25 protein-coding genes and 1 tRNA gene are annotated in these 26,323 nt (G+C 70.7%); 13 read left to right on the plus strand and 13 right to left on the minus strand.

What is annotated here, in order from left to right; all coding sequences use genetic code 11:
• Positions 1-206 precede the first annotated feature (206 nt).
• Positions 207-1,616, minus strand: a complete 1,410-nt coding sequence (gene gltX, locus ACIBO8_RS06500; RefSeq protein ID WP_396114101.1) for a glutamate--tRNA ligase — start codon at positions 1,614-1,616, stop codon at positions 207-209.
• A 143-nt stretch (positions 1,617-1,759) separates the two neighbouring features.
• Here gltX and ACIBO8_RS06505 point away from each other — a divergent pair, with 143 nt between their 5' ends.
• Entirely contained in the window at positions 1,760-3,139 is a 1,380-nt protein-coding gene (locus tag ACIBO8_RS06505; RefSeq protein WP_396114102.1) for a glycosyl hydrolase family 18 protein, read from the plus strand.
• Between the two features lie 10 nt (positions 3,140-3,149).
• A complete protein-coding gene (locus tag ACIBO8_RS06510; protein ID WP_396114103.1) occupies positions 3,150-3,683 on the plus strand; it encodes a dihydrofolate reductase family protein in 534 nt (177 codons plus the stop codon).
• A 9-nt stretch (positions 3,684-3,692) separates the two neighbouring features.
• Here ACIBO8_RS06510 and ACIBO8_RS06515 read toward each other — a convergent pair whose 3' ends face one another.
• The 4 genes from ACIBO8_RS06515 to ACIBO8_RS06530 all read right to left on the minus strand — a co-directional run bounded on the left by ACIBO8_RS06515 (position 3,693) and on the right by ACIBO8_RS06530 (position 8,552).
• Positions 3,693-4,295 carry a hypothetical protein gene (locus ACIBO8_RS06515; protein WP_396114104.1) on the minus strand — a complete coding sequence of 201 codons (603 nt, stop codon included), beginning with the start codon at positions 4,293-4,295 and terminating at the stop codon, positions 3,693-3,695.
• A complete protein-coding gene (locus tag ACIBO8_RS06520) occupies positions 4,292-5,164 on the minus strand; it encodes an ABC transporter ATP-binding protein (protein ID WP_396114105.1) in 873 nt (290 codons plus the stop codon). The genes ACIBO8_RS06515 and ACIBO8_RS06520 overlap by 4 nt, the downstream gene beginning before the upstream one ends.
• A 95-nt stretch (positions 5,165-5,259) precedes the next feature.
• Positions 5,260-7,998 (minus strand): pyruvate dehydrogenase (acetyl-transferring), homodimeric type, encoded by a 2,739-nt coding sequence (aceE, locus tag ACIBO8_RS06525; RefSeq protein WP_396114106.1) that lies wholly within the window; start codon positions 7,996-7,998, stop codon positions 5,260-5,262.
• 149 nt (positions 7,999-8,147) lie between these two features.
• Positions 8,148-8,552 carry a YjbQ family protein gene (locus ACIBO8_RS06530; protein ID WP_396114107.1) on the minus strand — a complete coding sequence of 135 codons (405 nt, stop codon included), beginning with the start codon at positions 8,550-8,552 and terminating at the stop codon, positions 8,148-8,150.
• A gap of 213 nt (positions 8,553-8,765) precedes the next feature.
• Here ACIBO8_RS06530 and ACIBO8_RS06535 point away from each other — a divergent pair, with 213 nt between their 5' ends.
• The 4 genes from ACIBO8_RS06535 (at position 8,766) to ACIBO8_RS06550 (ending at position 12,231) form a co-directional block, all read left to right on the plus strand.
• Positions 8,766-11,072 carry a thiamine pyrophosphate-dependent enzyme gene (locus ACIBO8_RS06535; protein ID WP_396114108.1) on the plus strand — a complete coding sequence of 769 codons (2,307 nt, stop codon included), beginning with the start codon at positions 8,766-8,768 and terminating at the stop codon, positions 11,070-11,072.
• Between the two features lie 95 nt (positions 11,073-11,167).
• Positions 11,168-11,599: a DUF3052 domain-containing protein gene (locus ACIBO8_RS06540; RefSeq protein WP_199517098.1), complete on the plus strand. Its 432-nt coding sequence runs from the start codon at positions 11,168-11,170 to the stop codon at positions 11,597-11,599.
• Positions 11,600-11,663: 64 nt separating this feature from the next.
• Complete coding sequence (locus ACIBO8_RS06545) at positions 11,664-12,134, plus strand: peroxiredoxin (protein ID WP_396114109.1); 471 nt, start codon at positions 11,664-11,666, stop codon at positions 12,132-12,134.
• 22 nt (positions 12,135-12,156) lie between these two features.
• Positions 12,157-12,231: transfer RNA gene (locus ACIBO8_RS06550), tRNA-Val, on the plus strand.
• A 45-nt stretch (positions 12,232-12,276) separates the two neighbouring features.
• On the opposite strand, the gene ACIBO8_RS06555 is transcribed toward ACIBO8_RS06550, so the two are convergent.
• The 4 genes from ACIBO8_RS06555 to ACIBO8_RS06570 form a co-directional block, all read right to left on the minus strand.
• On the minus strand, positions 12,277-13,758 hold the full coding sequence (locus ACIBO8_RS06555) for a tetratricopeptide repeat protein (RefSeq protein ID WP_396114734.1): 1,482 nt from the start codon (positions 13,756-13,758) through the stop codon (positions 12,277-12,279).
• Positions 13,759-14,128: 370 nt separating this feature from the next.
• Positions 14,129-14,563, minus strand: coding sequence for a GNAT family N-acetyltransferase (locus ACIBO8_RS06560; protein ID WP_396114110.1), 435 nt, complete (start codon positions 14,561-14,563; stop codon positions 14,129-14,131).
• Positions 14,564-14,596: 33 nt separating this feature from the next.
• The gene (locus tag ACIBO8_RS06565) at positions 14,597-15,100 is read right to left on the minus strand and encodes a hypothetical protein (RefSeq protein ID WP_396114111.1); all 504 of its coding nucleotides are present in this window, start codon (positions 15,098-15,100) and stop codon (positions 14,597-14,599) included.
• Positions 15,100-15,636, minus strand: a complete 537-nt coding sequence (locus tag ACIBO8_RS06570) for a DUF5565 family protein (RefSeq protein ID WP_396114112.1) — start codon at positions 15,634-15,636, stop codon at positions 15,100-15,102. Before ACIBO8_RS06570 ends, ACIBO8_RS06565 begins: the two co-directional genes overlap by 1 nt.
• A 249-nt stretch (positions 15,637-15,885) precedes the next feature.
• Between ACIBO8_RS06570 and ACIBO8_RS06575 the strand changes: the two genes are divergently transcribed.
• Positions 15,886-16,713, plus strand: a complete 828-nt coding sequence (locus ACIBO8_RS06575; RefSeq protein ID WP_396114113.1) for a hypothetical protein — start codon at positions 15,886-15,888, stop codon at positions 16,711-16,713.
• 21 nt (positions 16,714-16,734) lie between these two features.
• Here ACIBO8_RS06575 and ACIBO8_RS06580 read toward each other — a convergent pair whose 3' ends face one another.
• The gene (locus tag ACIBO8_RS06580; protein WP_396114114.1) at positions 16,735-17,949 is read right to left on the minus strand and encodes an MFS transporter; all 1,215 of its coding nucleotides are present in this window, start codon (positions 17,947-17,949) and stop codon (positions 16,735-16,737) included.
• A gap of 102 nt (positions 17,950-18,051) precedes the next feature.
• On the opposite strand from ACIBO8_RS06580, the gene ACIBO8_RS06585 reads away from it, so the two are divergent.
• From ACIBO8_RS06585 to ACIBO8_RS06600, 4 genes are all read left to right on the plus strand, one after another.
• Positions 18,052-18,681 (plus strand): maleylpyruvate isomerase family mycothiol-dependent enzyme, encoded by a 630-nt coding sequence (locus ACIBO8_RS06585; protein ID WP_396114115.1) that lies wholly within the window; start codon positions 18,052-18,054, stop codon positions 18,679-18,681.
• A 206-nt stretch (positions 18,682-18,887) separates the two neighbouring features.
• On the plus strand, positions 18,888-19,481 hold the full coding sequence (locus tag ACIBO8_RS06590) for a hypothetical protein (protein ID WP_396114116.1): 594 nt from the start codon (positions 18,888-18,890) through the stop codon (positions 19,479-19,481).
• Between the two features lie 262 nt (positions 19,482-19,743).
• On the plus strand, positions 19,744-20,037 hold the full coding sequence (locus ACIBO8_RS06595) for a barstar family protein (protein WP_396114117.1): 294 nt from the start codon (positions 19,744-19,746) through the stop codon (positions 20,035-20,037).
• Between the two features lie 661 nt (positions 20,038-20,698).
• Positions 20,699-21,550, plus strand: coding sequence for a hypothetical protein (locus ACIBO8_RS06600; protein ID WP_396114118.1), 852 nt, complete (start codon positions 20,699-20,701; stop codon positions 21,548-21,550).
• Positions 21,551-21,892: 342 nt separating this feature from the next.
• Here ACIBO8_RS06600 and ACIBO8_RS06605 read toward each other — a convergent pair whose 3' ends face one another.
• Positions 21,893-22,804, minus strand: a complete 912-nt coding sequence (locus ACIBO8_RS06605; RefSeq protein ID WP_396114119.1) for an NAD(P)/FAD-dependent oxidoreductase — start codon at positions 22,802-22,804, stop codon at positions 21,893-21,895.
• 47 nt (positions 22,805-22,851) lie between these two features.
• Between ACIBO8_RS06605 and ACIBO8_RS06610 the strand changes: the two genes are divergently transcribed.
• A complete protein-coding gene (locus tag ACIBO8_RS06610; RefSeq protein ID WP_396114120.1) occupies positions 22,852-23,433 on the plus strand; it encodes a helix-turn-helix domain-containing protein in 582 nt (193 codons plus the stop codon).
• Here the strand turns inward: ACIBO8_RS06610 and ACIBO8_RS06615 are convergent.
• Together ACIBO8_RS06615 and ACIBO8_RS06620 are read right to left on the minus strand one after the other, a co-directional pair.
• Entirely contained in the window at positions 23,430-23,891 is a 462-nt protein-coding gene (locus ACIBO8_RS06615; protein WP_396114121.1) for a GNAT family N-acetyltransferase, read from the minus strand. The two genes, ACIBO8_RS06610 and ACIBO8_RS06615, sit on opposite strands and share 4 nt — an antisense overlap.
• A gap of 261 nt (positions 23,892-24,152) precedes the next feature.
• Positions 24,153-24,848 (minus strand): bifunctional DNA primase/polymerase, encoded by a 696-nt coding sequence (locus ACIBO8_RS06620; RefSeq protein ID WP_396114122.1) that lies wholly within the window; start codon positions 24,846-24,848, stop codon positions 24,153-24,155.
• Positions 24,849-25,093: 245 nt separating this feature from the next.
• Between ACIBO8_RS06620 and ACIBO8_RS06625 the strand changes: the two genes are divergently transcribed.
• Positions 25,094-26,323, plus strand: a complete 1,230-nt coding sequence (locus ACIBO8_RS06625) for a helix-turn-helix domain-containing protein (RefSeq protein ID WP_366156203.1) — start codon at positions 25,094-25,096, stop codon at positions 26,321-26,323.

Here is a 26,323-nt window from a genome sequence, read left to right on the forward strand (position 1 = left end):
ATCCGGAATCGGTGGTGAGGCGGTACGACGACTGCTGATCAGCGCGCGAATAGTACCCAGCGGACGCAAGCCGTGGATCACCGAGTCACCCGGGCTGCTGACAGTCGTACCGGTACGACTGTCAGCAATGGCATGCGGGCTTTTGATGCGGTATGTGCCCGCCGAGAACCGCCCCGGCGGGCACATACCGAATTGGTTACGAAAGGTCAGCCGAGCTTCGCGCGCGCTGCCGCCAGCCTGGCGAGGGTCCGCTCACGGCCCAGGATCTCCAGCGATTCGAAGAGCGGCAGACCGACCGTACGCCCGGTGGCGGCCACCCGGACCGGCGCCTGGGTCTTGCCGAGCTTGAGACCGCGCTCCTCGCCGACCCGCTCCAGGGCGGCCTTCAACGGCTCGGCCGTCCAGTCGGTCAGGGCGCCGAACGCGGCCGCCGCCGCGTCGAGGATGTCGCCGGCGCCCTCCTTCATGGCCTTCGCCCAGGACTGCTCGTCGGAGACGGGCTCGTCGAGGAAGAGGAAGTCGACGTAGTCGACGATCTCGCTCAGGACCGCGATGCGGGTCTGTGCCAGCGGCGCCACGGCGGCGAAGACCGTGGAGTCGAACTTCGCCGGGTCCCACGGCGGGGCCGGGATGGTGCCGGTGCCGCCCAGCCAGGGCGCGCAGACCGCGGCGAACTCCTCGGACGACAGCGCGCGGATGTACTCGCCGTTGAACGCCCGCAGCTTCTTGACGTCGAAGAAGGCGGGGGAGTGGTTGACGTCCTCGAGCTTGAACTCCTGCAGCACGGTCTCCCACGGCACGATCTCGCGATCGCCGGTGGGCGCCCAGCCGAGCAGCATGAGGTAGTTGCGCATGGCGGCGGCCAGGTAGCCCTCGTCGCGGTACGACTCCAGGGCGACCTTGTCGCGGCGCTTCGAGAGCTTCTGCCGCTTCTCGTTGACGATGACCGGCACGTGCGCCCACACCGGCGGCTTCACGCCGAGCGCCTCCCAGAGCAGCTGCTGCTTGGGGGTGTTGGGCAGGTGCTCCTCGGCGCGGATGACGTGCGTGATGCCCATCGTCATGTCGTCCACGACGTTGGCGAGCAGGAACACCGCCGAACCGTCGCTGCGGGCGATGACGAAGTCCTCGATCAGCTTGTTCTCGAAGGTGGGCTCGCCGCGGACCAGGTCGACGACCACGGTCGCGCCCTCGTCCGGCGTACGGAAACGCAGCGCCCGGCCCTCGCCCGGGCCGAGCCCGCGGTCGCGGCAGAAACCGTCGTAGCCGGTGTGGGTGTTGCCCGTGCGGGCCACGACGTCGTCGCGGCTGCAGTCGCAGTAGTACGCGCGGCCCTCGCCGTAGAGGCGGGTGGCCGCGGCGGTGTGCTCGCTCGCGTAGGCCGACTGGAAGTAGGGACCTTCGTAGGTGCCGCGCTCGATGCCGATCCAGTCGAGCGCCGAGATGATGCCCTCGGTCCATTCGGGACGGTTGCGGGCCGCATCGGTGTCCTCGATACGCAGGACGAAGGCGCCGCCGGTCTGCTGGGCGACGATCCAGTTCTGCAGCGCAGACCGGGCGCCGCCGACATGGAACATTCCCGTCGGAGAAGGGGCGAAGCGTACTCGTACAGTCACGGGACCAGCCTACGGCGCGCGTCGAGACGGTTTCCGGCGGCCTTTTATCAAGGCTTATATTGACGTCTATTAGTTAATCTTCTTAAGATTTGGCGGCCGCATCTCCCACGGCGCCCCCACGCCGGAAGGAAGGTCCCGTCCCCATGCCCGGAAGAAGAAGACTCGCCTCCGCCGCTGCCGCCCTGCTCGTCACCGCGGGCGGCGTGGTCACCGCCCTCGCGGTGCAGGGCACCTCCGAGGCGGCCGTGCTGCCCGGCAACTTCAGGAGCGTCGGCTACATGCCCTCCTGGGCCGGCAGCGTCACCGGCATCCAGTACAGCAAGCTGACCCACATCAACTACGCGTTCGCGCTGCCCAACGGCAACGGCACGCTCCAGCCGATCGAGAACACCTCGAAGCTGTCCCAGCTCGTCTCGCTGGGCCACCAGAACAACGTCAAGGTCTCGCTGGCGATCGGCGGCTGGAACGACGGCAACGACTCCGGCTTCGAGTCGCTCGCCAGCAGTTCCGGATCCCGTACGACGTTCGTCACCAGCGTCATGAGCGTCGTCAACCAGTACGGGCTCGACGGCATCGACATCGACTGGGAATACCCCGACCCCGGCACCTCGGGCACCAACTACACCGCGCTGATGCAGCAGCTCGGCACCGCCCTGCACAACCAGGGCAAGCTGCTCACCGCGGCGGTCGTCTCCGAGGGCGGTACGGCCGACGGCGTCCAGCCCGCCGTCTTCGGCGTCGTCGACTGGCTGAACATCATGGCGTACGACGGCGGCAGCCCGCACGCCAACTACGACTGGTCGATCAACAGCGTCGATTTCTGGAAGGGCCGCGGTCTGCCCGCCTCGAAGGCGGTCCTCGGCGTGCCGTTCTACAGCCGCCCCGGCTACAAGACGTTCGCCCAGATCGTCGCCACCAACCCCGCCTTCGCCAACCAGGACTGCGCCACGATCAGCGGCGTCAACGAGTGCTACAACGGCCTGCCGACGATCCGGCGCAAGACCCAGTGGGCCATGGCGAACGCCGGCGGCATCATGAACTGGGAGTTGTCGCAGGACGCCACCGGCGCCAACTCGCTGGTCAGCGCCATCTACGCGACGGCGACGGGCGGCACCACGCCGCCGACCGACCCGCCGTCGGGCCGCACCGGGCGGATCACCGGCATCGCCGGCAAGTGCGTCGACGTCGCCGGGGCCTCGTCGGCCAACGGCACCGCGGTGCAGCTGTACGACTGCAACGGCACCGCCGCCCAGACCTGGACCGTCGGCGCCGACGCCACAGTGCGCGCGCTGGGCAAGTGCATGGACGTGACGGCGGCCGGCACCGCGAACGGCTCGCTGGTCCAGCTCTACGACTGCAACGGTACGGGCGCCCAGAAGTGGCAGTCCCAGAGCGACGGCACGCTGCGCAACCCGGCCAGCGGCCGCTGCCTCGACGCGTCGAACAACAGCTCGGCCAACGGCACCCGGCTGCAGATCTGGGACTGCTTCGCCGGCGCCAACCAGCGCTGGACGCTGCCGTAGGCTGAGCCGCATGGGCAAGCTCGTGGCGGTCTCGTACGTGACTCTCGACGGCGTCTTCGAGGAACCGGCCTGGAGCGGCCCGTACTTCAACGACGAGCTCGGCGCCTGGCAGGAGCGCAACCTGGACGAGGCCGACGCCCTGCTGCTGGGCCGCCGGACCTACGAGGGCTTCAAGGCCGCATGGCCGCAGATGGAGGCCACGACGGGCGAGTTCGGCAAGCGGATGAACTCGATGCCCAAGTACGTCGCCACGACGTCGCTCACCGAGCCCGAGTGGAACGCCACCTTCCTGCAGGGCGAGGTCGCCGACGCGGTGGCGAAGCTGAAGACCGAGCCCGGCACGCTGCTCCTCAACGGCAGCGCCGACCTGCTCAACCACCTGACGCGGCACAACCTCGTCGACGAGTACCGGATCATGGTCTACCCGGTGGTCGTCGGCGAGGGCCGCAAGCTGTGGCACGAGGGCACCAAGATCGCCCTGAAGCTCGCCGACACCTGGACCACGACCACCGGTGTCGAGGTCAGCACCTACGTCCCGGCCTGAACCCGGGCGTCAGTCGCCGGCCAGGTCGCGGCGGATCGACCACGCCGCGACCGGTAGCGCCGCAGCCGTCCACGCCAGCAGGGCGAGCAGGCCCTTGGTGCTGCCGCTGGACGCCGAGAGGAAGCTGGTGAACGGCAGGGGCTCCTCGAACCGGCCGATCAGGCCCTCGGCGAAGATCAGCCAACCGACGTAGCCGGCGAGCAGCCAGAGCGGGCGCCGGACGACGGTCGCGTTCGCCACCCCGTACGTCGCGATCAGTGGCGCGACCGTCAGCGTCGAGGCGTACCAGCCGGTCTTCCCGGCCATGAGGACCGGTATGCCGCTCACGGCCACCAGGACGAGGCCCAGGAGCGCCGCCACCACGCACTGGACGGCCAGCACGCGGAGCCGTTGCGGCCGGCCGAGAAAGAGCAGCAGCGCGGTGCGGTGCTGATAGTGCTGAGCGGTGACCATGACGGCGATGCCGAAGGCGCCGAGCCCTGCGAGCAGCGACCAGAATTCCTCGCTGAACCAGCCCGTGATCGCCGCCAGGAAGGCGAAGCCGGCGAGCGACACCCACGACGACACGACGGTCAGGCTGCGGTACAGCTCGCTGCGCAGTACGGCGATCATCGGGCGTCCGCCACGCTCAGGAAGAGCTCCTCGAGGTGCTGCGTCTCGGCGACCAGCTCGTACACCGGCACCTGCACCAGCAGGGCGATCTCGCCGGCGTCCTCGGCGGTGATGCCGGTGACGAACAGCGAGTGCCCGTCCGTGGTGACGCCGGCCCCGCGCAGCTCGTACGCCTCCCACAGCCGTTCCATGTCGCCGCCCCGCACCCGGAGCCGGGACATGCCGGTCAGCTCGGCGAGGGGCCCGGCTCGCAGGATGCGGCCCTGCCCGATGATCACCACGTCGTCGACCACCAGCTCCAGCTCGCTGAGCAGGTGGCTGGAGAGCAGCACGGTCCCGCCCGCGGCGGCGTGCTCCCGCAGCATCCCGCGGAGCCAGGCCATCCCGGAGGGGTCGAGCCCGTTGGCCGGTTCGTCGAGGATCAGCACGGCCGGCTCGCCGAGCAACGCGGTCGCCACCGCCAGCCGCTGCCGCATGCCCAGCGAGTAGTCGCCGGTCCGCTTGGCCGCCGCCGCGTCCAGCCCCACGTACTCTAGGACCTCGTCCACCCGGCGGCGCGAGGCGCCGCTGAGCAGCGCCTGGGTGACCAGATGGGCGTATCCGGTCTGGCCGGGATGGCTCAGCCCCTGCTCCAGCACCGCACCGACCTCCCGCAGCGGATGCCGCAGGTCGCGGTATCGCCGGCCGTTGATCGTCGCGGTGCCCCGCGTGGCCCGGCTCAGGCCGAGCAGGATCCGCAGCGTGGTGCTCTTGCCCGAGCCGTTGAGGCCCAGCAGCCCGGTCACCCGGCCCGGCAGGGCGGAGAACGTCACGTCCCGGACGGCGTCCACCCGGCCGTACGTCTTCGTCAACTCACGGGTCTCGATCATCGCGGCGATTGTCCTCGCCGCTGTCAACCCCGCCCGCAAAGACGACAGGGATGCACCCGAACCCGGGCGCATCCCTCAGCCGTGCTGTTCGCGCGTCAGCTGTCGCCGCCGGTCTCGCCCACCGGGGCGGCCGTGACGTCGTCGATCGCGTACTTCTTCGCCGCCTCGGCCGGCACGTGCGACGGCACCTTGCCGCGCAGCGCCAGCTGGCGCAGCGTGGCCACGGTGACCGACTCCGCGTCCACGTGGAAGTGGCGGCGCAGCGCGTGCCGGGTGTCGCTCATGCCGAACCCGTCGGTGCCCAGCGACGTGTAGTCGTTCGGCACCCAGCGGCTGATCAGGTCGGGCACCGCGCGCATCCAGTCGCTCACCGCGACCGCCGGGCCCTCCGTACCCTCCAGCTTGGCCTGGATGTACGGCTTGCGCTGCTGGTCTCCCGGGTTGAGCAGGTTGTGCTCCTCGGCCTCCACCGCGTCGCGGCGCAGCTCGGTCCAGGACGTCACCGACCACACGTCCGCGCCGACGCCCCAGTCCTGGGCGAGCAGCTGCTGGGCCTTGAGCGCCCACTGCATGCCCGTGCCGGAGGCGAGCAGCTGCGCCTTCGGACCGGTCGTCTCGGGTGCCGGCGAATACTTGTAGATCCCCTTGAGCAGGCCCTCGACGTCCACGCCGGACGGCTCGGCGGGCTGCAGGATCGGCTCGTTGTAGACGGTGAGGTAGTAGAAGACGTTCTCCTGCTTCTCGCCGTACATGCGGTGCAGGCCGTTCTCGACGATGTGCGCGATCTCGAACGCGAACGCCGGGTCGTACGCCACCACGGCCGGGTTCGTCGCCGCGATCAGCAGCGAGTGGCCGTCCTCGTGCTGCAGGCCCTCGCCGTTGAGCGTGGTGCGCCCGGCGGTCGCGCCGAGCAGGAAGCCGCGGGTCATCTGGTCCGCCGCCGCCCACAGCTCGTCGGCGGTGCGCTGGAAGCCGAACATCGAGTAGAAGATGTACAGCGGGATCATCGGCTGGCCGTGGGTCGCGTACGACGTGCCCGCGGCGATGAAGCTGGCGGTCGAGCCGGCCTCGTTGATGCCCTCGTGCAGGATCTGCCCGTTGGTGGCTTCCTTGTAGGACAGGAACAGCTCGCGGTCCACCGACGTGTACGTCTGGCCGTGCGGCGAGTAGATCTTCCGCGTCGGGAAGAGCGAGTCCATGCCGAACGTACGCGCCTCGTCCGGGATGATCGGCACCCAGCGGGCGCCGAACTCCTTGTCCTTCATGATGTCCTTGAGCAGGCGGACGAACGCCATCGTGGTGGCGACCTTCTGCTTGCCCGAACCGCGCTTCACGTCGCCGAACCTCGCCGATTCCGGGATGGTCAGCGGGATCGTGGTGGTCCGCCGCGAAGGCAGGTAGCCGCCCAGCTCCTTGCGCCGCTCCTGGAGATACTGGATCTCGTCGGACTTCTCGCCCGGGTGGAAGTACGGCGGGAGGTACGGGTTCTCCTCCAGCTGCTTGTCCGGGATGTCGAGGTAGAGGCGGTCCCGGAAGCCCTTGAGGTCGTCCAGGGTCAGCTTCTTCATCTGGTGCGTGGCGTTGCGGGCCTCGAAGTGCGAGCCCAGCGTCCAGCCCTTGATCGTCTTGGCGAGGATCACGGTCGGCTGGCCGGTGTGCTCGGTGGCCGCCTTGTACGCCGCGTACAACTTGCGGTAGTCGTGGCCGCCGCGCTTGAGGTTCCACACCTCGTCGTCGCTCATGTGCTCGACCATCTTGCGGGTGCGCGGGTCGCGGCCGAAGAAGTTCTCCCGCACGTACGCGCCGGACTCGCCCTTGTAGGTCTGGTAGTCGCCGTCAGGCGTCACGTTCATCAGGTTGACCAGCGCGCCGTCGGTGTCGGCGGCGAGCAGCGGGTCCCACTCGCGGCCCCAGACCACCTTGATGACGTTCCAGCCGGCGCCGCGGAAGAAGGCCTCCAGCTCCTGGATGACCTTGCCGTTGCCGCGCACCGGGCCGTCGAGGCGCTGAAGGTTGCAGTTGATGACGAAGGTCAGGTTGTCGAGCTCCTCGCGGGCGGCCAGGCCGATCGCGCCGAGCGACTCGACCTCGTCCATCTCGCCGTCGCCGAGGAACGCCCAGACGTGCTGCTGGCTGGTGTCCTTGATCCCGCGGTTGTGCAGGTAGCGGTTGAACCGGGCCTGGTAGATCGCGTTCAGCGGGCCGAGGCCCATGCTGACCGTCGGGAACTCCCAGAAGTTCGGCATCAGCCGCGGGTGCGGGTACGACGGCAGGCCGCCGCCCGGGTGCGACAGCTCCTGCCGGAAGCCGTCGAGCTGGTGGGTGCTCAGCCGGCCCTCGAGGAACGCGCGGGCATACATGCCCGGGGAGGCGTGGCCCTGGAAGAAGATGTGGTCGCCGCCGCCCGGGTGGTCCTTGCCGCGGAAGAAGTGGTTCATGCCGACCTCGTAGAGGCTGGCGCTCGACGCGTACGTCGAGATGTGGCCGCCGACACCGATGTCGGGCCGCTGCGCGCGGTGCACCAGCATCGCGGCGTTCCACCGGATGTACGCCCGGATCCGCCGCTCGACGAACTCGTCACCGGGGAACCACGGCTCCTGCTCCGGCGGGATCGTGTTGATGTAGTCGGTGGAGGTCAGGGGCGGGACGCCGACCTGTCGCTCCCGGGCCCGTTCGAGCAGGCGCAGCATCACGTAGCGGGCTCTCTTGGGGCCGCCTTGATCGATGACTCCGTCGAGCGACTCGACCCACTCGCTGGTTTCCTCGGGGTCGATGTCCGGAAGCTGGCTCGGCAGGCCGTCGCTGATCACCGGGCGCTTGCGTTCCGTGGCCACAGGCATTCCTCTAGGTCGGTGTCCGGCTGTGCGCCCCATCGTGTGAACCGCACGTTAATGGGTCCATCCTGCCCCCTGCCGGTGGCTGGCGTCACGCCTACCGGGCTGCTACGCGACGCTCGACACAGGTACTGACCAGTAACTTCTCGTCAGCCGTGCAGGAAGCTGAACCGGACCTGGCGCTCGGGGTTGTCGCCGTTCGGGTCGACGAGGCAGATGGACTGCCAGGTGCCCAGCGCGATGCGGCCGTCGATCACGGGCAGCGACGCGTACGGGGCGATCCAGGCCGGCAGGACGTGGTCGCGGCCGTGCCCGCGCGAGCCGTGCCGGTGCCGCCACTTGTCCTCGGCGGGCAGGAGCTCGTCGACGGCGGTGAGCAGGTCGTCGTCGGAGCCCGCGCCGGTCTCGATGATCGCGATTCCCGCCGTCGCGTGCGGGACGAACACGTGCAGCAGCCCGTCGCCGCGACCACGGGCGAATTCCTCGGCCTCGCGCGTGATGTCGCGCACGACGGGCCGGTCTCCGGTCCGGACGGTGATCACCCTGGTGTCCATGCCCGCGAGTCTTACATGTAGAGGTCGATGACCAGGAAGACCGTCCCCACCGCGGCGAACCACAATGCGGACAGCACGACCCGGCCGACGCCGGCCCACAACGTCATCCGCCCAGCCGACCACGAAAGAACGGCGACGGAGGGCGGAACGGCGCCGGATCACCCCCGTCCACAGCGCTCACACGCGCGGTGGCGGGGGTGGCCATGGTCGGCAATGCTGGGTCGCGTGACCACCCCGCAGAACCTCGACGAGCGTTTCCGCGACGCCGTCGCCGCCCTGCGCCCGGGCGAGTCCCGCCGGCCCGACCCCGCCCGGCCCGGCGACGACCCGGTGCGCGACGGCTCCGCCCTCACCGGCACCCGCGCCCGCCAGCTCTTCGACGCCCAGCTGACCAGCCGCCACCTCGACCTCGCCGCCCGCTGGTTGCGCAGCTTCAACGAGGGCTTCTACACCATCGGATCGTCCGGCCACGAGGGAAACGCCGCGGTGGCCGCCGCGCTGCGCCCCGGCGATCCGGCCCTGCTGCACTACCGGTCCGGGGCGTTCTACTGTGTGCGCGCCGTCCAGGCCGCGCACGAGCCCGACGAGGACACCGACCCCCTGGTCGAGGCGGCCCGCGACGTGCTGCGAGGCGTCGTCGCCTCGGCTGCCGAGCCCATCGCCGGCGGCCGGCACAAGGTCTTCGGCCGGGCCGACCTGCAGATCATCCCGGCCACCTCGACCATCGCCTCGCACCTGCCCCGGGCCGTCGGGCTGGCGTACGGGATCGCCGCGGTCCCCGGCCTGCGCGGCGCCGAGACCCCGTGGGCCGCCGACGCCATCGCGGTCACGTCGTTCGGCGACGCCTCGGTCAACCACGCCACCGCCACCGCGGCCCTCAACACCGCCGGCTGGTTCGACCACGCCGGCCGCCGCCTGCCGCTGCTGCTGGTCTGCGAGGACAACGGGTTCGGCATCAGCGTCCCCTCCCCGCGGGGCTGGGTCGCCGAGACGCTGCGTGCCCGGCCGGGGCTGCGCTACTTCGCCGCCGACGGGTGCGACCTGGCAGCCGCGTACGACGCCGCCCGCGAGGCCGCCGACTGGGTGCGGGCGGAACGCCGGCCCGCCGTCCTGCACCTGGACATGGTCCGGTTCATGGGCCACGCGGGTGCGGACGCGGAGATCGCGTACCGTCCGGCCGAGGAGATCAACCGGGACCTGGACCGGGACCCGCTGGTCGGCACCGCCCGGCTGCTGATCGAGGGCGGTTTCGCCACCCCCGACGATCTGATCACCCGGTACGACGAGCTGGGCTGGCAGGTCCGCAAGGTGGCCGAGGAGGTCCTGGGGGAGCCGAAGCTGGCCACCGCGGCGGAGGTCATGGCCCCGCTCGCGCCCCGGCGCCCGCTGCGCAATGCCCGGCACGTCGCCGACGCCGCCACCCGCGCGAGCGGCGCCGGGTCCGCGGCCCGCACCCAGGCCTTCGGCGGGAAGCTGCCCGAGCAGTCCGGTGCGCTCACGCTCGCCCGCACCATCAACGCCACTCTCACGGACGCGCTGCTCAGCATGCCGGGAGCCGTCCTCTACGGCGAGGACGTGGCGGTCAAGGGCGGCGTCTACGGCGTCACGAAGAACCTGCGCGACCGCTTCGGCGCCGAACGCGTCTTCGACACGCTCCTCGACGAGACGTCCATCCTCGGGCTCGGACTCGGGGCGGGACTGGCGGGGCTGCTGCCCGTACCGGAGATCCAGTACCTGGCGTACCTGCACAACGCCGAGGACCAGCTGCGCGGCGAGGCCGCCACGATGTCCTTCTTCTCGCAGGGCGCCTTCCGGAACCCGATGGTCGTCCGCGTCGCCGGCCTCGCCTACCAGCAGAGCTTCGGGGGGCACTTCCACAACGACAACTCGGTGGCCGTGCTGCGGGACGTACCCGGGCTGGTCCTGGCCGTGCCCGCCCGCCCGGCCGACGCCGCCCCGATGCTGCGATCCTGCCTGGCCGCCGCCGCGGTCGACGGAACCGTCAGCGTCTTCCTCGAGCCGATCGCGCTCTACCACACCCGCGACCTGTTCCAGCAGGGCGACAACGAGTGGCTCGCGCCGTACGCGCCACCGGGGGAGTGGGCCGCCGCGCACATCCCGATCGGCCGCGCCCGCACGTACCCGTTCGGCTCCGCTGAGGACCTCACCATCCTCACGTTCGGCAACGGCCTGCGGATGTCGCTGCGGGTGGCCGCCCAGCTCGCCGCCGACGGCTACGGATCCCGCGTGGTGGACCTGCGCTGGCTCAGCCCGCTGCCGGTGGCGGACCTGGTCCGCGAGGCGTCGGCGACCGGCCGGGTCCTCATCGTCGACGAGACCAGGCGCTCGGGCGGGGTGGGCGAGGGCATCCTCGCGGCCCTGGTCGACGGCGGTTTCGTGGGCGCGGCCCGCCGGATCGCCTCCGCCGACTCGCTCGTTCCGCTCGGTCCGGCAGCGCAACAGGTCCTGATCGGGGAAGATGCGATCACACAGGGTGCCCACGCCCTGCTGGCGCGGTAAATTGCCTCACACTCGGTGCGCCACTTGCGCGCGAGCCCCCGAGTGTGTGGACTACCCCCACAGATTGTCGCAGAACAGCAAGGAGGAATTCGACAGTGAGCGCGACCGCTGGTCAGGCCGACGGCGTACGCAGCCTGGCGGACCGGTTCGGCCTCGAGCCGAACATGGTGGTCATGGAGATGGGCTACGACGACGACGTCGACGAGGATCTCCGTGACGCCCTGACCGAACGCGTGGGTGATTTGGTCGACGAGGACACCGACGAGGTGGTCGACGCGGTGCTGCTCTGGTACCGCGACGGCGACGGTGACCTCTTCGAACTGCTCACGGATGCCCTGGGCCCGCTCGCGGACAGCGGTGTGGTGTGGCTCCTGACCCCCAAGGCGGGCCGCGACGGACACGTCGAGCCCAGCGAGGTCAGCGAGAGCGCGCCGACGGCCGGCCTCCAGCAGACCTCGACGGTGAACGCGGGCAAGGACTGGACCGCCGCCCGGCTGGTCTCCCCCCGCGGAGCGAAGAAGAAGTAGCCCACCGGTTTCGCGGCCGACCGCCGCGCGGGCTTTCTGCCGCGCGGCCGTTTAGGGTGGCTGCATGCCGATCGACGTGGGAACCGAGGCCCCGGACTTCACGCTGAAGGACCAGAACAACCAGGACGTGACGCTGAGCGACTTCCGCGGCCGCAAGGCGGTCCTCCTGGTCTTCTACCCCCTCGCCTTCTCCGGCACCTGCCAGGGCGAGCTGAGTGAGATCAAGGACAACCTCCCCGGGTACGCCAACGACGACGTCCAGATCCTCACGCTGAGCGTCGACTCCGTCTACAGCCACAAGATCTGGGCGGAGCAAGAAGGCTACGACTTCCCCCTCCTGGCCGACTTCTGGCCGCACGGGGGCGTGGCACAGGCGTACGGGGTCTTCAACGCCGACCGCGGCTTCGCCAACCGCGGCACCTTCCTCATCGACAAGCAGGGCGTGGTCCGCTTCGCCGAGATGAACCAGCCGGGCGAACGCCGCGACCAGAGCACCTGGCGGGAAACGCTCGCCGAGACGCTCAAGGTAGGATGACCACTCCGGTATCTATGGAGCCGGGCGCGTAGCTCAGTGGGAGAGCACTCGCCTTACAAGCGAGGGGTCGCAGGTTCGAAACCTGCCGCGCCCACCACCCTGAACATCACAACGGCGGCAGTATGCGTCGCCGGCCCTCTCGTCATCGGTCCAACTGGTGCAGGAACGCTTTCATCTGGTCCAGGGCCGGGTGCCGTGTCTGCTCCGCCACGACGATCGCTTGGCGCAAGGTGCCGACGGCATCATCCACCCGCCCCATCCGCGCCAGCAGGACCCCCATATTGAAAAGCGCCATCGCCTCCGTTCCGCGATCACCCATCTCGCGGACGAGCGCAAGAACCTCCTCCAAGGCCTCCTTCGCGCCGGCGACATCGCCTGCCTGGAACCGGATGCCGCCGATGTTGTTCAGGGTGGTCGCTTCGCCGGCTCGGTTACCGACCTCCCGGGCGATGGGTAGGGCCTGTTCGTAGTAGGTCAGCGCCTGCCGCCGGTCACCCAGCCCGTCGTACGCGCCGCCGATGTTGCTCAGGGTGGTCGCTTCGACGGCGCGGTCACCCACCTCCCTGGCGATGCGCAGCGCGCGTTCGTAGTAGGTCAGCGCCTGCCGCCGGTCACCCAGCCTGTCGTACGCGCCGCCGATGTTGTTCAGGGTGGTCGCTTCGCCGGCGCGGTCACCGACTTCGCGCCGGATGGGCAGGGCCTGTTCGTAGTAGGTGAGGGACTGCCGGCGGTCACCCAGCCTGTCGTACACGGCGCCGATGTTGCTCAGGGTGGTCGCTTCGGCGGCGCGGTCACCGACCTCGCGGGCGATGCGCAGGGACTGTTCGAAGTAGGTCAGGGCCTGCCCCCAGTCACCCAGCCCGTCGTACGCGAGACCGATGTTGTTGAGGCTGGTCCCTTCGCCGGCGCGGTCACCGACTTCGCGCCGGATGGGCAGGGCCTGTTCGTAGTAGCTCAGCGCCTGCCGCCGATGCCCCAACCTGTCGTACGCGAGACCGATGTTGTTGAGGCTGGTCGCCTCGCCGGCGCGGTCACCGACTTCGCGCCGGATGGGCAGGGCCTGTTCGTAGTAGGCCAGGGCCTGCCGGCGGTCACCCAGCCCGTCGTACACGGCGCCGATGCTGTTCAGGGTCGTCGCTTCGCCGGCGCGGTCACCGACCTCCCGGGCGATGGGTAGGGCCTGTTCGAAGTAGGTCAGGGCCCGACGCCGGTCACCCAGCCGGTTGTACACGCCGCCGATGTTGCTCAGGGTGGCCGCTTCGCCGGCGCGGTCCCCCACCTCCCGGGCGATGTCCAGGGCCTGTTCGTAGCAGGTCAGGGCCCGACGCCGGTCACCCAGCCCGTCGTACACGCCGCCGATGCTGCTCAGGGTGGCCCCTTCGCCGGCGCGGTCACCGACCTCGCGGTACAGATTCAGGGCCTGTTCGGAGTAGTCCAGAGCTTGCCGGGGCTGCCCGAGCGAGGACAGTGCCCAGCCCAGGTGGAAGAGGGCGGGGGCGTGCGGGCCCAGGGTCAACGTGGCGCTGGCGAGGGCCGCGACGTCGCCGAATCGAGAAGTACGCAGCCAGCCCCTGCCCAGCCGGTCTCCGACGTCGCGGGCGATCTCCGGTTCCCGGCCTGCCACCGCCAACCGGTGCACCTCCACCCACCGCGCAACCGTTGCGACAGGTCCGCCCGGCCCGACACGCGCCGATTTCCGATCCCACCCGGTGCGGGCCGCCGAGTCTGGACTCATCCTCAACCCGCCCCCCCGAATGCCCGGCCCACAAACAAGATCAAATTAGTGAATTACAGACCCGTATCGTAACTGCACCGCTCCCTCCGGGCCCGGCGTCGCCGCCCATCGTGCGCCGGATGTAACCGGCGCCGTCACGGTGGCCGAGGGCATTCGTCCGATAAGGGCGGTCTACTGTGTTCTCACCGCAACCGCGGTCAGAAGCGGGGTGGAAGGTCAAGGATCGGGGGCCGCAGGGTCGAACCTGTCGCGCCCACCATCACAGCTGCTTGCGCATCTGCAGCGACGTGATCTCGTAGCCCTCCCGTTCGTACAGCCGCCTGGCGCCCGTGTTCTGGCCGAAGACGTTCAGCCCGATCGACTGCACCCCGCGGGCCCGGCACAGCTCCTCGGCCGCCCGCATGATGGCCTGCCCGTAGCCCCGGCCGCGCCGATCCTCACGGACCTCGACGTCGTAGACGAAAGCGGTCTCCGCCGTGATGTGCATCCAGAGCAGGCCGACCTCGGTCCCGCCGTCGTACGCGTGCCAGAGGTGGTGCTCGGGCGTGCCCAGCCCGTCGGGAAGCAGGCGGCGGTAGTCAGCGGCCGCCTTGGCCACCGCGTCCTGCATCGACATGGCGCCCGACTCGGCGATCTGCCGTGCGTAACCCTCCTCGGCGGAGGCGCTGTACGCCGCGAATTGCGCGTCGGTCATCGGTCGGAGCTCTACATTCGCCACAGTCGCACCCTAGATCAGCGAAGAGGGATGACGTTGCCGGTGATCAGCGCCGATGCCTCCGACGCCCGGTGGGCGATCACCTCGGCCACCTCCGAAGGCGCCGCCACGTGGAAGTGTGCTCGGCGTGTAGTTGGTCTGCGCTGCCTTGGCCGCGCCGTACGAGACTTCCTGCGGGAAGCCGAGCTCATCGCCCGAGGTCAGGCCGATGATGCGGCCCCAGGTCGCTCCGCGAGCCGCATGCCGGCGGGCGAACTCGGCGATGAGCAGGGCCGGCGCCATGGCGTCCACCGCGAACTGCCGGCGCCAGGTGCCGGCTTCGCGGCTCGCCTCCACGACCGGGTCCGCCGTCCGCGCGCGGCTCCTCCGGTACGCGTCCGGCACCGCGGGGTCCACCGGATCCTTGACCGGCCAGTACGCGCACACCACCGCGCATCCCGCAGCCGCCAGGGCTTGCGAGGTGGCCGCACCGATCCCGTGATCGGCTCCGGTGGCCAGGGCGACGTGCTGCGGCATCAGGCGAAGTCGCGGTGCTTCAGCTTGGCGCGGCGGCCGTCCGGGTGGTGCCACACGATGCCCTCGTACTGCGGGTGGGCCAGCAGCCACTCCCGCAGGCCGGCGAAGTCGCGAGGCACGTCCAGCACGTCGGCTTCGGCGTGCGCGACCAACTCGTGAGTCCGTACCCCCTCGGGATTGCCGTTGATCTTCGGCCCGATGAGCTCGTAGGTCCCGGGGTGGCGCGGACCGCCGGTGAGGGCCTCGGCGTGGTAGCGGGCGTAGGCCGACTGGGCGATCGGTTCCCAGCCCACCGTCTTGCCGGTGACCTCGTCCGTCATGACCGGCTGGTAGCCCGGCGGGCGGGTGCGGCCCGGGCGGACCTCGCGCCGCGCCCACCAGACGCCGTGCTCGTCGAGCAGCACGCAGGTGCCGTCGTATTTGCGGGTCGGGGTCCCTTCGCCGTCGAGCACCCACCGGCAGTCCGGGTGGACCTCGGGCAGGGTGCGCTTCCGGTCGTCCGGGTCGCGCAGGAACAGCGTCGGGATCTTGTTCATGGGGGCATGATCCCACCGCGGGCGAAACGAATTTCCTGGAAATTGACTCGCTGTCACGTCAAGCCTGTTGCACTCCGTCGCTGAGCCCTGGAGAACGAGAGGTCCGGTCGGTCAACCCCAAAGACCGTTTAATGTCCCATAAATGTATCAAACGGGCAAAGATCTCCGCGGAAGGTCCGCGTTCGCATGAGGGCGTAATGCCCGATTGGCCGAGGCCGTCCATAAATGCTGGAACTACTGTGCGTAGTTATGGAATACCTCAAGACACGTACGGTTACCAGCCGCCGCCGCTTCCTCACGACGCTCGCCGCCGGTATGGCCCTGGGAACCGTCGTCTCGACCGGCCTGGCGGCGCCCGCCCTGGCCACCGTGGCGACCGAGTCCGGCACGGACTTGACCGGCTGGACGACCGTGGTGGGTGACGGTGTGTACGCCGCCGCCGGCCAGGCGCCCGTCAGCAGTGCCGACATCGCCGTCGAGAACGACGGTGCGGACTCCCGTCTGCGGGCCAACGTCCTCAACCGCGGCGTCATGGCGCACGTGATCTCGTTCAAGCGGGTCACCGACGAGTCGATGATGAAGACCGTGCACCGGGCCGGTTTCTCGTTCCAATTGCCGTACGTGCCGTCCACCGCCGGCGGCTCCCGCAATGCGCAGACCGTCGAGGGTGGCCTGTTCGTGTGGGACGGCGTCGACACCCGCGTCGACCACGGCACGGCCTTCCAGTGGGTGCTCAACCCGTGGCAGCCGAACTTCGGTCAGATTCTTGTCTGGACCAGCGCCGACGGGGGCAGCTGGGCTCCTGGCGGATACCTGGAGCCGGACACCGCGTGGCACGACGTCTCGTTCATGGTCGACCCGGTCAAGCAGAAGGTCCAGCTGATCATCGACGGGGTGAACCTCAAGGCGCCGTACTCGCAAACTCCCAAGGATGGCTGGGGTACCGACGTATCCGCCCGCCTGCAAGTCGAGGCCATCTCCGTCTTCCCGGGTGCGAACGCGACCTGGGCGCCGCAGCACGAGGTGCTGGTCCGCGACTGGCGTTGGAGCCGGCGAGCCGTCAAGAACGAGGACTGAGGGCCTCCTGCCTCCATCACTTCACTCCACCGGGCCCATGGTGCGGATGCCGCGGCTGGTCGACGCCGCCACGGCGGAACCGCCGACCAGCGCGGCGAAGGTCAGGATCGCCGGCACCGGGCCGGCCACGGTGATCAGTACGCCGGCCAGCAGCGGCGCGGCCGCCGACACCGAGGTCGCCACCACGATGATCACGCTGACCACCCGGGCCTGGAGCCGGTCCGGCGTGATCGCCGCCTGATGGCCGAAGAGCGCGGCGTTCGTCGACGGGCCCAGGAACACCGTGAGCGCGACCGGTACGGCGGCCGCGACGCTGCCGGTGAGCAGGGCGCTCGCGGACATGAGCAGCGCGGCCACCCAGCAGATGCCGCGGATGAGCAGCGGCAACGGCATCAGCCGGTGCAGGACCGGCGCCACCAGCGCACCGAGCAGCCCGCCGACGGCGACGACGGTCGAGACCGCGCCGATGATCGCCGGCGGTACGCGATGCGCCTGCAGCGTCACGATGATCGTGAAGGTGATGCCGTGGATCGCCAGGTTGAGCGGCGCGGCGACGAGCAGGACCGCCCGCAGGAAGGCGTTGCTGAAGACGAACCGGAAGCCCTCGGCCAGCGCCGCCACGTGCCCTGCGGGACCGGCCTCCCGACGCTCCTGCAAAGGCCGCCGCACCAGCGAGACGCCCGCCATGGACGCCAGGAACGTCACGGCGTCGCCGAGGAACGGCAGCGCGTGCGCCAGCCCGAACAGCAGGCCGCCCAGGGGAGGACCGGCCAGGAACGTCCCGTACGACCGCGCCTCGTTGCGCGCGATCGCCGCCGGCAGCTGAGCCGGCGGCACGATGGTGCGCAGCGAGGAGTATTCCGCCGTACCGAAGAAGGCATTGCCCGCCGCACCCACCATGACCACCGCGATCACCAGAGCCAGCGACGGCTGTCCGTGCCAGACGGCGAGACCGAGAATCAGGTACGCGACCAGCCGCACCGCATCGCACGTCAGCATGATCCGCCGCCGGTCGAACCGGTCCGCCAGCACCCCGGCCGGCAGCCGCGACAGCACGGTGACGACGAGCCCGATGGTCGCCACCAGACCGGCCTTCACCGGCGAAGACGTCAACGTCAACAGCAGCAGGGGTACGGCGAGAGCAGAGATCGCGGTTCCGGCGTCGGACAGCGACTGACTGATCCACAGGAGGTTGAACTCCCGGTTGCGCCACAGTGCCACGGGCGCGTCGGTCATCCATCGACTGTCGCTGTTGTCCTGCGCGCTGTACAGAGTAGGGGCCTTGGCCTGCGTGCTGTGCAGGCCGGCGGCGGCGGGCCCGTTCGCTAGCCTTGCGCGGTGGATATCCGTGCCGCCATCGCCGACGAGCGACGCCGCATCGCCGACCTGGTCGGCTCGCTGGATCCCCGGCAGCTGGACACGCCGAGCCTCTGCGGCGAATGGACCGTCAAGGAGGTGGCCGGGCACCTCCTCGCGGCCGTCAGCAAGCCCCCGGTTCCGGTGCCGAAGCTGCTCGTGAGCAGCGGCTTCCGACTGCACCGGGCGAACGCGCGCCTGGCGGTGCTGACCGCGGAACGCCCAGCGGCGGAGCTCGCCCAGATGCTGCGTGACAACGCCGACAACCCGTTCCGGCCGCCGCTCGTCGGATATCCGGGACAACTCACCGACCTGCAGGTCCACGGCCAGGACATGCGACGGCCGCTGGGCCTGCCGCACGGGCTGCGGCTGGACCGGCTGAAGGTGTCACTGGAGTTCCTGACGGCGGGGCGCGCGTACGGCTTCGCGCCCGGGCGCCGGTTGCGGGATCTGCGTTTCGAGGCGTCCGATCTGGACTGGTTCTCCGGGGTGGGACCACTGGTGGCCGGGCCGGCGGAGGCGCTGATGCTGGCGATGTGCGGGCGTACGGTGGCTCTGGGGGAGCTGGACGGCCCGGGCGTGGGAATCCTCGCCAAGCGACTCCGGGCGTGAGCCGGGCCGGGCACGATCCCGCAGTCTTCGCACCCGGGCACGGGCTCGATCCCACGCCCTCCACCCCCGAATCTGACGATCTGCTGTCGGAACGCGCCCTTTTCGAGGCGCTTTGCCCGGCAAATCGCCGCACCGGCAACCCGAAACGCCGTGACCCCGCCCCACGCCGCGGAAAAACTGTCGGTCCGCCGTCCTACCTTCGCCGCATGAATGACAACGAGTACACGCCGGACCTGGACCGGCGCCCGCACACCCAGCTCGACCGCCACTTCACCTCGGGCGGCAACACCTACCAGCTGACGGCATCGGGCACAGGAGACGAACGCATCCGCCTGACCCTGACCGGCTGGGACCCGGGCGGCGACGTGGTGAGCGAGATCAGCGGAGGGATCTTGCCGACCGACCTGCCCGCCGTGGCGGACGCACTCACATCGACGCTCAGTGGACTGGCGGCCCTCCGCGCCCGCGGCAAGCCGTCCATGGCCGCGAAGGAAAGGCCGAAGCGCTACCCGAACCGCGGGTCGCGCTGGTCCCACGAGGACGACGAGCGGCTGGTGGCCCGGTATCGCGAGGGTGCCGGCGAGAGTGAGCTGATGGAGGAGTTCGGGCGTAGTCGCGGTGGGATCCGGGCGAGGCTGGAGACCCTCGGAGAGATCGCTGTGGAGGAGGGCTCCGGCTTCCTGGCCCGGTTCGCCGCGGCCGGCGTGGCGCAGCGTCCCGCCGCGGGCCCTTCCGCGGCCAGCCCTTCCGTGGGCGAGTTTCCCGCGAAGAGGGAGGAGGCCGCCGTAGGTGCACCGTGACCACCGGGCTCCGATAGCGGCGTGACCGCACGGTCGCTGCCGGCGGCGGGACCTGTTCGATCCGGTCCAGTGCGGACCCGCCTAGGATCGGTCCCGCCGCTGGTCGGGGCGGAAGCCGCATTGCCGGGGTGCGACGAACGGGTTTTGTGGCGGTTCCCCCGGGAAACGAAGCCGAGACGCATACCACTGACCCGCCGTTCGTGGACGGATGCGTCGTTGGACGAGATGTCAGGTGTCGACCGGCGTCTGGAGGGTTGGCACGGTGCACGTGGTCATCGACGGGCGGTTCGTCCTCGACGAGGCCGACCTGCACCGGCGCCTTGCCGGTGCACTCGGGTACGGCCCCTACTACCGCCACGACCTCGACGACCTCTGCGCCCGCCTGTCCGCGGGTGACCCCCGTCCGCTGCAGCTCGTATGGATCCACGCGGGCAGCCTGCGCATGGCTCTCGGCGGCCTCGTCTTCGACCGGTACGTCGCCCACTTCGAGGAGATCGAAGCAGCGGACACCGACCGCCGGTGGACCGACCGCTTCGTCTTCCGCATGTTCGAGTGACCGGACCCTTCGGCGCGGACCCGTTCCCGCCGACCCCGGGCCGCCGATCCCGGGGCGTCGATCCCGGGGCGTGGATCCCGGGCGCGGATCGCGGGCTGCCGATCCCGGGGCGGCCGAACCGGGTTCACCGACCCAGGCCCACCGAACCCAAGCCCGCCCCTCCGCAGCCGTCTGCGTCACCTGAGCCCGCTTAACCTCCGCCTTCATCCGCATCTCCTCTACCCCTCGCGGCCCAGCACCAGCCGGTCCGGGCGGGAGGGCTGCGGGGCGGCGCCGGGCTGGTCCGGGCGGGAGGGCTGCGGGGCGGCGCCAGGCTGGCCCGGGCGGGAAGGCTGCCGGGGCGGCGCCTGCTGGTTTGGGCGGGAGGCTTTCGGGACGGCGCCGGGCCGCTTTGAGCGGGAGGCGTCCAGGGCGGTATCGGGCCGCGTGGGGCGGCCCCCCGGGGCGGCCCCGGTCGGTCGGGACGACGGGCCTCCGGGCCGCACCTCGAGGTGGCCCGGGGTGCACCCGCCCTGCACCCCGGCCCGTCTCAAGTCGGCCACGCCCGACCCGATCTCAGTGGCACCTGCGGACGGCTCCGTGGGTGAGCGGGTCCGGCCGTACCCCCCTCGGCGGCCGGGCCCGCTCGGCTACCACGACAGCGGGCCGGAAGGGGTGCGGCGTGACCGGACACCTGTTCGTCGGGACCGACCACGAGAAGATCGTCGTGTCGGCGTACCCGCTGCGGATGCGTACCGGGCGCTCCCGGCGTGAGCGGCTGGGGTCGGTCACCGAGGTGGTGCCGGTGCCGCCGAGCGGGCGGAGCCGGGAGACCCGGGTGCGCTTCACGTCGCAGCTTTCGCTGGTCCTGGCCGTGTTCGTGGCCGTGCTGAGCGCCCTGGGGATCACGTGGTGGGTTGCGGCTGCGGGTGCGGTCGCGCTGGTTGCCTTTGCCACCGTCGAGCAGACCCGCGCCGCCCGGGAGGGCTTGATCGCCGTGCCGCGCGGTGACGACTCTTATGTTCTGGATGCCGCTGAGGAGCGGGCCGCGTACGGCAGGGCTCTCGTCGTCGCCCGGCGGGTCCGGCGGACCTGGCCCGCGCTGCAGCACATGATCGACCCGGAGGACGCGGACCGGGCCCTCACCGCCGCGCTGCGTGAGCTTGCGTCGATCATGGCTCGCCGCCAGCAGATCCGCCGGCTGCGGGAGGAGCTCGGCGCCGCGGGCCTGCACCATCTGCCCGCGGACAGCCCGGCCGTGCAGGCGCTCGCTGAGCAGCGGCTTCGGGTCGAAGGCCTGTGGCGGTCGACGGCCGCGGCGGCCAATCGGATCCTGGCCGGCATCAACGCCGCCGCGCTGGCGGGCGAGAACCTCATCCGTGAGCAGCGGATCGGACGTACGGCCCGGGAGGCCGAGATGGCGATCTCGCGCCTGACCGTGGCGGCCGCCGCCCCCGCCGACCCGAGCCTGGAGTTGGCCGAACGCACCGCCGCCGTCATCGCCGCCTACCGCGAGCTGTCCGCCGGCCACTGATCCGCCGGCCACTGATCCGCCGGCCGCTGACCCGCTGGTCACTGATCCGCCGGCCGCTGATCCGCTGGTCACTGATCCGCCGGCCGCTGATCCGCCGGCCGCTGATCCGCTGGTCACTGATCCGCCGGCCACTGACCCGCCGGCTGCAAAGGCGGCCGGGCCGCACCCTGCCAAAGCCGGCCCGGGGCGCTCCCACCGGGGGGCCGGTGGCGGTGACCCTGGTCGGGCCGGACGTGGCGCCGAGCGGCGGGGCGGCCGCCCCGGCGGGATGCCGAGGGCAGTTACGGTTCCGGCAACGGCCGCGGGAGGGCATTACCCCAGCGGAAACCTCCGCCACGGACCTCAGCAGGCGAGCGCCCGATCCACCTCCTCGCCGACCAGATCCATGTTCAGCACCGCAGCCGCCTGCAACCCCGCCGCAGCCGCACTGACCACCTGAGCCATCGGGTCGGCGACATTGCCGGCCACCCACACCCCCGGGACCGCCGTCCGCCCGGTCGGGTCCGCAGCGATCGACGACCCGAAGTCGTTCTCGACCGCCTCCAGCCCCAGCGACGTCAGCAAACCTGCGTTGGCCGTGAACCGCGGCGCCACCACCACCGCGTTCCGGGCGATCACCGTGCCGTCGGTCAGGCGTACCCCCGTCAGCCGCTCTTCCGATGACATCACTTCGGCGACCTTCGTGGTCACCAGGCGGATGCCGCGTGCGGCGAGGGCTGTGGCCTGGGCCGGGTCCGGGGCGGGTGCGGTGTGCTGGAACAGGACCACGTCCTTGCTCCACTGCCGCCACAGCTGGGCGTGGTGCAACGCCATCGGGGAGGAGGCGATGATGCCGATCGCCTGGTCGCGTACCTCGTAGCCGTGGCAGTAAGGGCAGTGCAGCACCCCGCGCCCCCACTGTTCCCGTAGGCCGGGGATGTCCGGCAGTTCGTCGGTGAGGCCCGTGGTGACGAGCAGCCGCCGGGCCCGGAATTCGCGGCCGTCGGTCAGGGTGACGCGAAGATCGGCGGTTGCCGTGGCGACCGTCGCCTCGATGATCTCGCCGCCGTAGCGGGTCACCTCCGCCCTGCCGAGCGCGCGGAACTCGGCGGGCGGGGTGCCGTCGCGGGTCAGGTAGTTGTGGATGCCGTCGGCGGGGGCGTTGCGAGGGGCCGCGGCGTCCACCAGGAGCACCGTACGCAGGGCGCGGCCCAGTGCCACCGCCGCGCTCATTCCGGCGGGGCCGCCGCCGATCACGATCACGTCGTAGGTCATGCGGCAACGGTGGCGCGGCGGCCGATGGAGTGGCAAAGTTCTTTGCCGTGACGGCAAACGAGGACGTGCTGGCTGCGGTCGGGCCCCGGCTGCGGGCGCTGCGTCAGGAGCACGGCACGACGCTGGCCGGGCTGTCCGAGATCACCGGGATCTCGGTGAGCACGCTCTCGCGCCTCGAGTCCGGGCAGCGCAAGGCGACCCTCGAGCTGTTGTTGCCGCTCGCCCGGGCCTACCGGGTGCCGCTCGACGAGCTGGTAGGCGCGCCGGCCACCGGTGATCCGCGCATCTATGCGCGGCCGATCAAGCATCGCAGCGGGCAGACGATCATTCCGCTGAGCCGGCAGTCCACCGGCTTGCAGGCCTTCAAGCACCTCATTCCGGCAGGAACGCGGCAGGAGCCGGATCCGCAGACCCATGAGGGGTACGAGTGGCTCTACGTCCTTGCGGGCCGGCTGCGGATCGTCCTCGGCGACCACGACCTGGTCCTGCCGCCCGGCGAGGCGGCCGAGTTCGACACGCGCGTCCCGCACTGGTTCGGCAGCGCGACCGGGGAGGCCGTGGAGATTCTGACGATCTTCGGACCGCAGGGCGAGCGCATGCATGTCCGCGCCCGCCCCAGCAGGAGCTAGAGCTCCTTGACGAAGAAGTGGTCGGCGAAGCGGCGCTTCTCGTGGCCGGCGACCTCCCGGAAACCGCAGGCGGCGTAGAGGGCACGGGCCTCGGTCAGGTCGGTACGGGTGTCCAGCCGCAGCACGCGCAGCCCTCGTTCGCGGGCGGCGTCGTCGATCGCGGCGAGCAGCCGGCGCGCCACCCCGGTGCGGCGTGCTTCCGGCCGGACGTACATTTTGGTGATCTCCCCGATCGGCGGCTCGGCGAGCCGCAGCCCTACGCAGCCGACCGGGACCCCCTCCCGGTACGCGACCAGCAGCACCGCCACGTCATCCGGGGGTTCGTCGGCCAGCGCCTGGTCCACCAGGGACTCCGGCATGCTGCGGCCGTAGTATCGGTCCACGAGCTCGACCATGTAGGAACGGATGACCGCGACGGTGTCGGGCGCATCGACCGGGCGTGGGTGGATCTCGATCATGCGCCGGATCGTGCCAAATTCGGAGCGGGACGGCGACCGATTTCGGGCCGTGGGAGCGCGGTCATCACAGGTCGGCGGCTGTTATCTACTTTGATTGCTCAGCGTGACTGCCTGTTCACTCCTTCGGGTGACTCGACTACCGCAAAGTAGGCACATAGCTTGGCTGCTGACATGCGTGCCCCTGGTCGTGCCCGAACACCGTCCGCAACGAGGCTTCACGACCCGGCGGCCGGTGAGTGTTCGTGGTCCGGGTACGCAGGATCATGCCGCCCGGCGGGCGGTGGACATCTGCCGGGGTACGGCCACCGTCGCTCTCCGCTGTGGACGCCGTCCGAGGGCGTCGAGCGCGTCGAGCAGCATCGCCTGGACGGCGGCGGATGCGGGCAGGTGCCAGCCGGTCTGTTCGGGCGCGACCGCCCAGCGGATCGGGCCCTGGGGCGTACGGCTCGGCGCGGCCGGTATCCACGAGCCGCGGCCGTGGCGCAGCACGTCCAGGCAGGACGCCAGCTCGGGGCGGAGCTCCTCGCCGGGGCGTACCAGGAACATCCACCGACCGGTGGGGGTGACCGCGACCGGACCGCGGGCGTCTCCCGGGCCGGGGCCGATCACGCCCGTGTGCAGTCGGACCGTGCCCAGCACGCGCAGGCCGACGGGCGCGGGCACCTCCAGGGCGTCGAACCGGTCGCCCGTCGCGAGCAACACCGTGTAGGGCCGGTGTCGCCACCAGCGGGTGATCCGGTCGGTGTCGGTGGACGCGTCGTCCTCCCAGCACTCGATCGCCGGGTGGCACCCCTTGATCGGGCACCCGGGGCGGCCGCAGTCGAACCGGTCCCCGGTCAGGTACGCGCCCGGCGTCACCGCCCAGCCGTGTGCGGCGTACCGCAGGGCCGCTCGGCGCTGCCGGAGCCGATCGATCAATGCCCATGGGCCGATCGGCTGGCGGTTGCTCCACTGCATGGTCGGAATACCCCCGATTCGCCGGCCCCCGCCGCTATATCAGGCGGAGTTGCCGTCACCAAGCGCGACACGCTTCGTTGGTTCGGTCAGATCACGCATTGCAAGTTGCATGAGAAACTACGAGCAACGGTGGGCAGGCGATCACACAACCTGTGCGACCAGCACAGACGAGTGAGGTCCACACTGCAGTCGAAGCACCGGGTTGCTCACCGGCGGGGGTCGCCGGGTGAGTTTGGGGAGGCACCGTGGACGAGCTGCCGATCGGCCGCCGAGTCGCCTACTGGCGCGGCCGTCGCAAGATGTCCCAGCAGGTCTTCGCGGACCGGTTGGGCAAGTCCAAGAGCTGGGTCGACAAGGTGGAGCGGGGCGTCCGCCGGCTCGACAAGTTCTCCGTCGTCTACGAGATCGCCGACGTGCTCGCCATCGACGTCCAGCTGCTGCTGGGCAAGGACGTCGAGCGGCGGCCGGAGACGCAGAACTGCATCGACCAGGTCGAGGTCGAGGAGATTCGCGCCGCGCTCGAGCGTTACGACCAGATGAGCGCGTTCTTCCATCCCGTACCGCAGGCACCGCCGCTGACGGAGATGCGCAAGGCGGTCAGCCACGCCTGGCTGACCTATCAGCACGCGAAGTACGGCGTGCTCGCCCGCAAGCTGCCGCAGCTGTTGCGGGACGCGCAGGCCGCCGACAGTGCGCACGCCAGTGGTGACGAGGCCCGCGACGCGGCGCACCTGCTCGGCCAGGTGTACCAGATCGCCTCGTCGGCGCTGCGCAAGGTCGGCGAGCACGAGCTGTCCTGGCTGGCCGCGGACCGCTCCATCGCGGTCTCCCAGCGGGCCGGCGACCAGCTGCTCGCCGGGATGGCGAGCCATCGGGTCGGCATGGCGCTGCTCTCGCTGGGCCGGGTCCGCTCCGCGCTCGAGGTCAACGTCAACATCGCCAACCGCCTCGCGCCGACGACGCCCGAGGCGGCCACGCCCGAGCGGCTCTCCGTCTACGGCCTGCTGCTGCTCACCGGGGCGATGGCGGCGGCGCGCATCGGTGACAGCGCAACGGTGCGCGACCTGGTCAGCGGCGCCGAACAGGCGGCGGGCGCGCTGGGCGGTGACTACAACTACTACTGGACGTCCTTCGGGCCGACCAACGTGGAGCTGCACCGGGCGGCGGCCGCGGTCGAGCTCGGTGACGGCGGCAAGGCGATCGAGACGCACATGCGGATCGACGGGGAGGCGTTCGCCGCCATGCTGCCCGAGCGGCGGGCCCACCACTACCTGGACATCGCACGCGGGTACACGCAGCTCGGAGACGTGGAGAAGGCCAGCGAGATGCTGCTGGAGGGCGACCGGCTCGCCCCCTCGGAGATCCGCTGCCGCCCGCTCGCCCACGAGGTCATCTCCGACGTGCTGCGTCGCACCCGGGGAACTCCGCCGGCCCCCATCGCGGAGCTGGCCGAACAGATGGGAGTCGGCGTATGA

Origin of the sequence: Actinoplanes sp. NPDC049681 (assembly GCF_044465265.1) — a bacterium.
Taxonomy (GTDB): Bacteria; Actinomycetota; Actinomycetes; order Mycobacteriales; family Micromonosporaceae; genus Actinoplanes.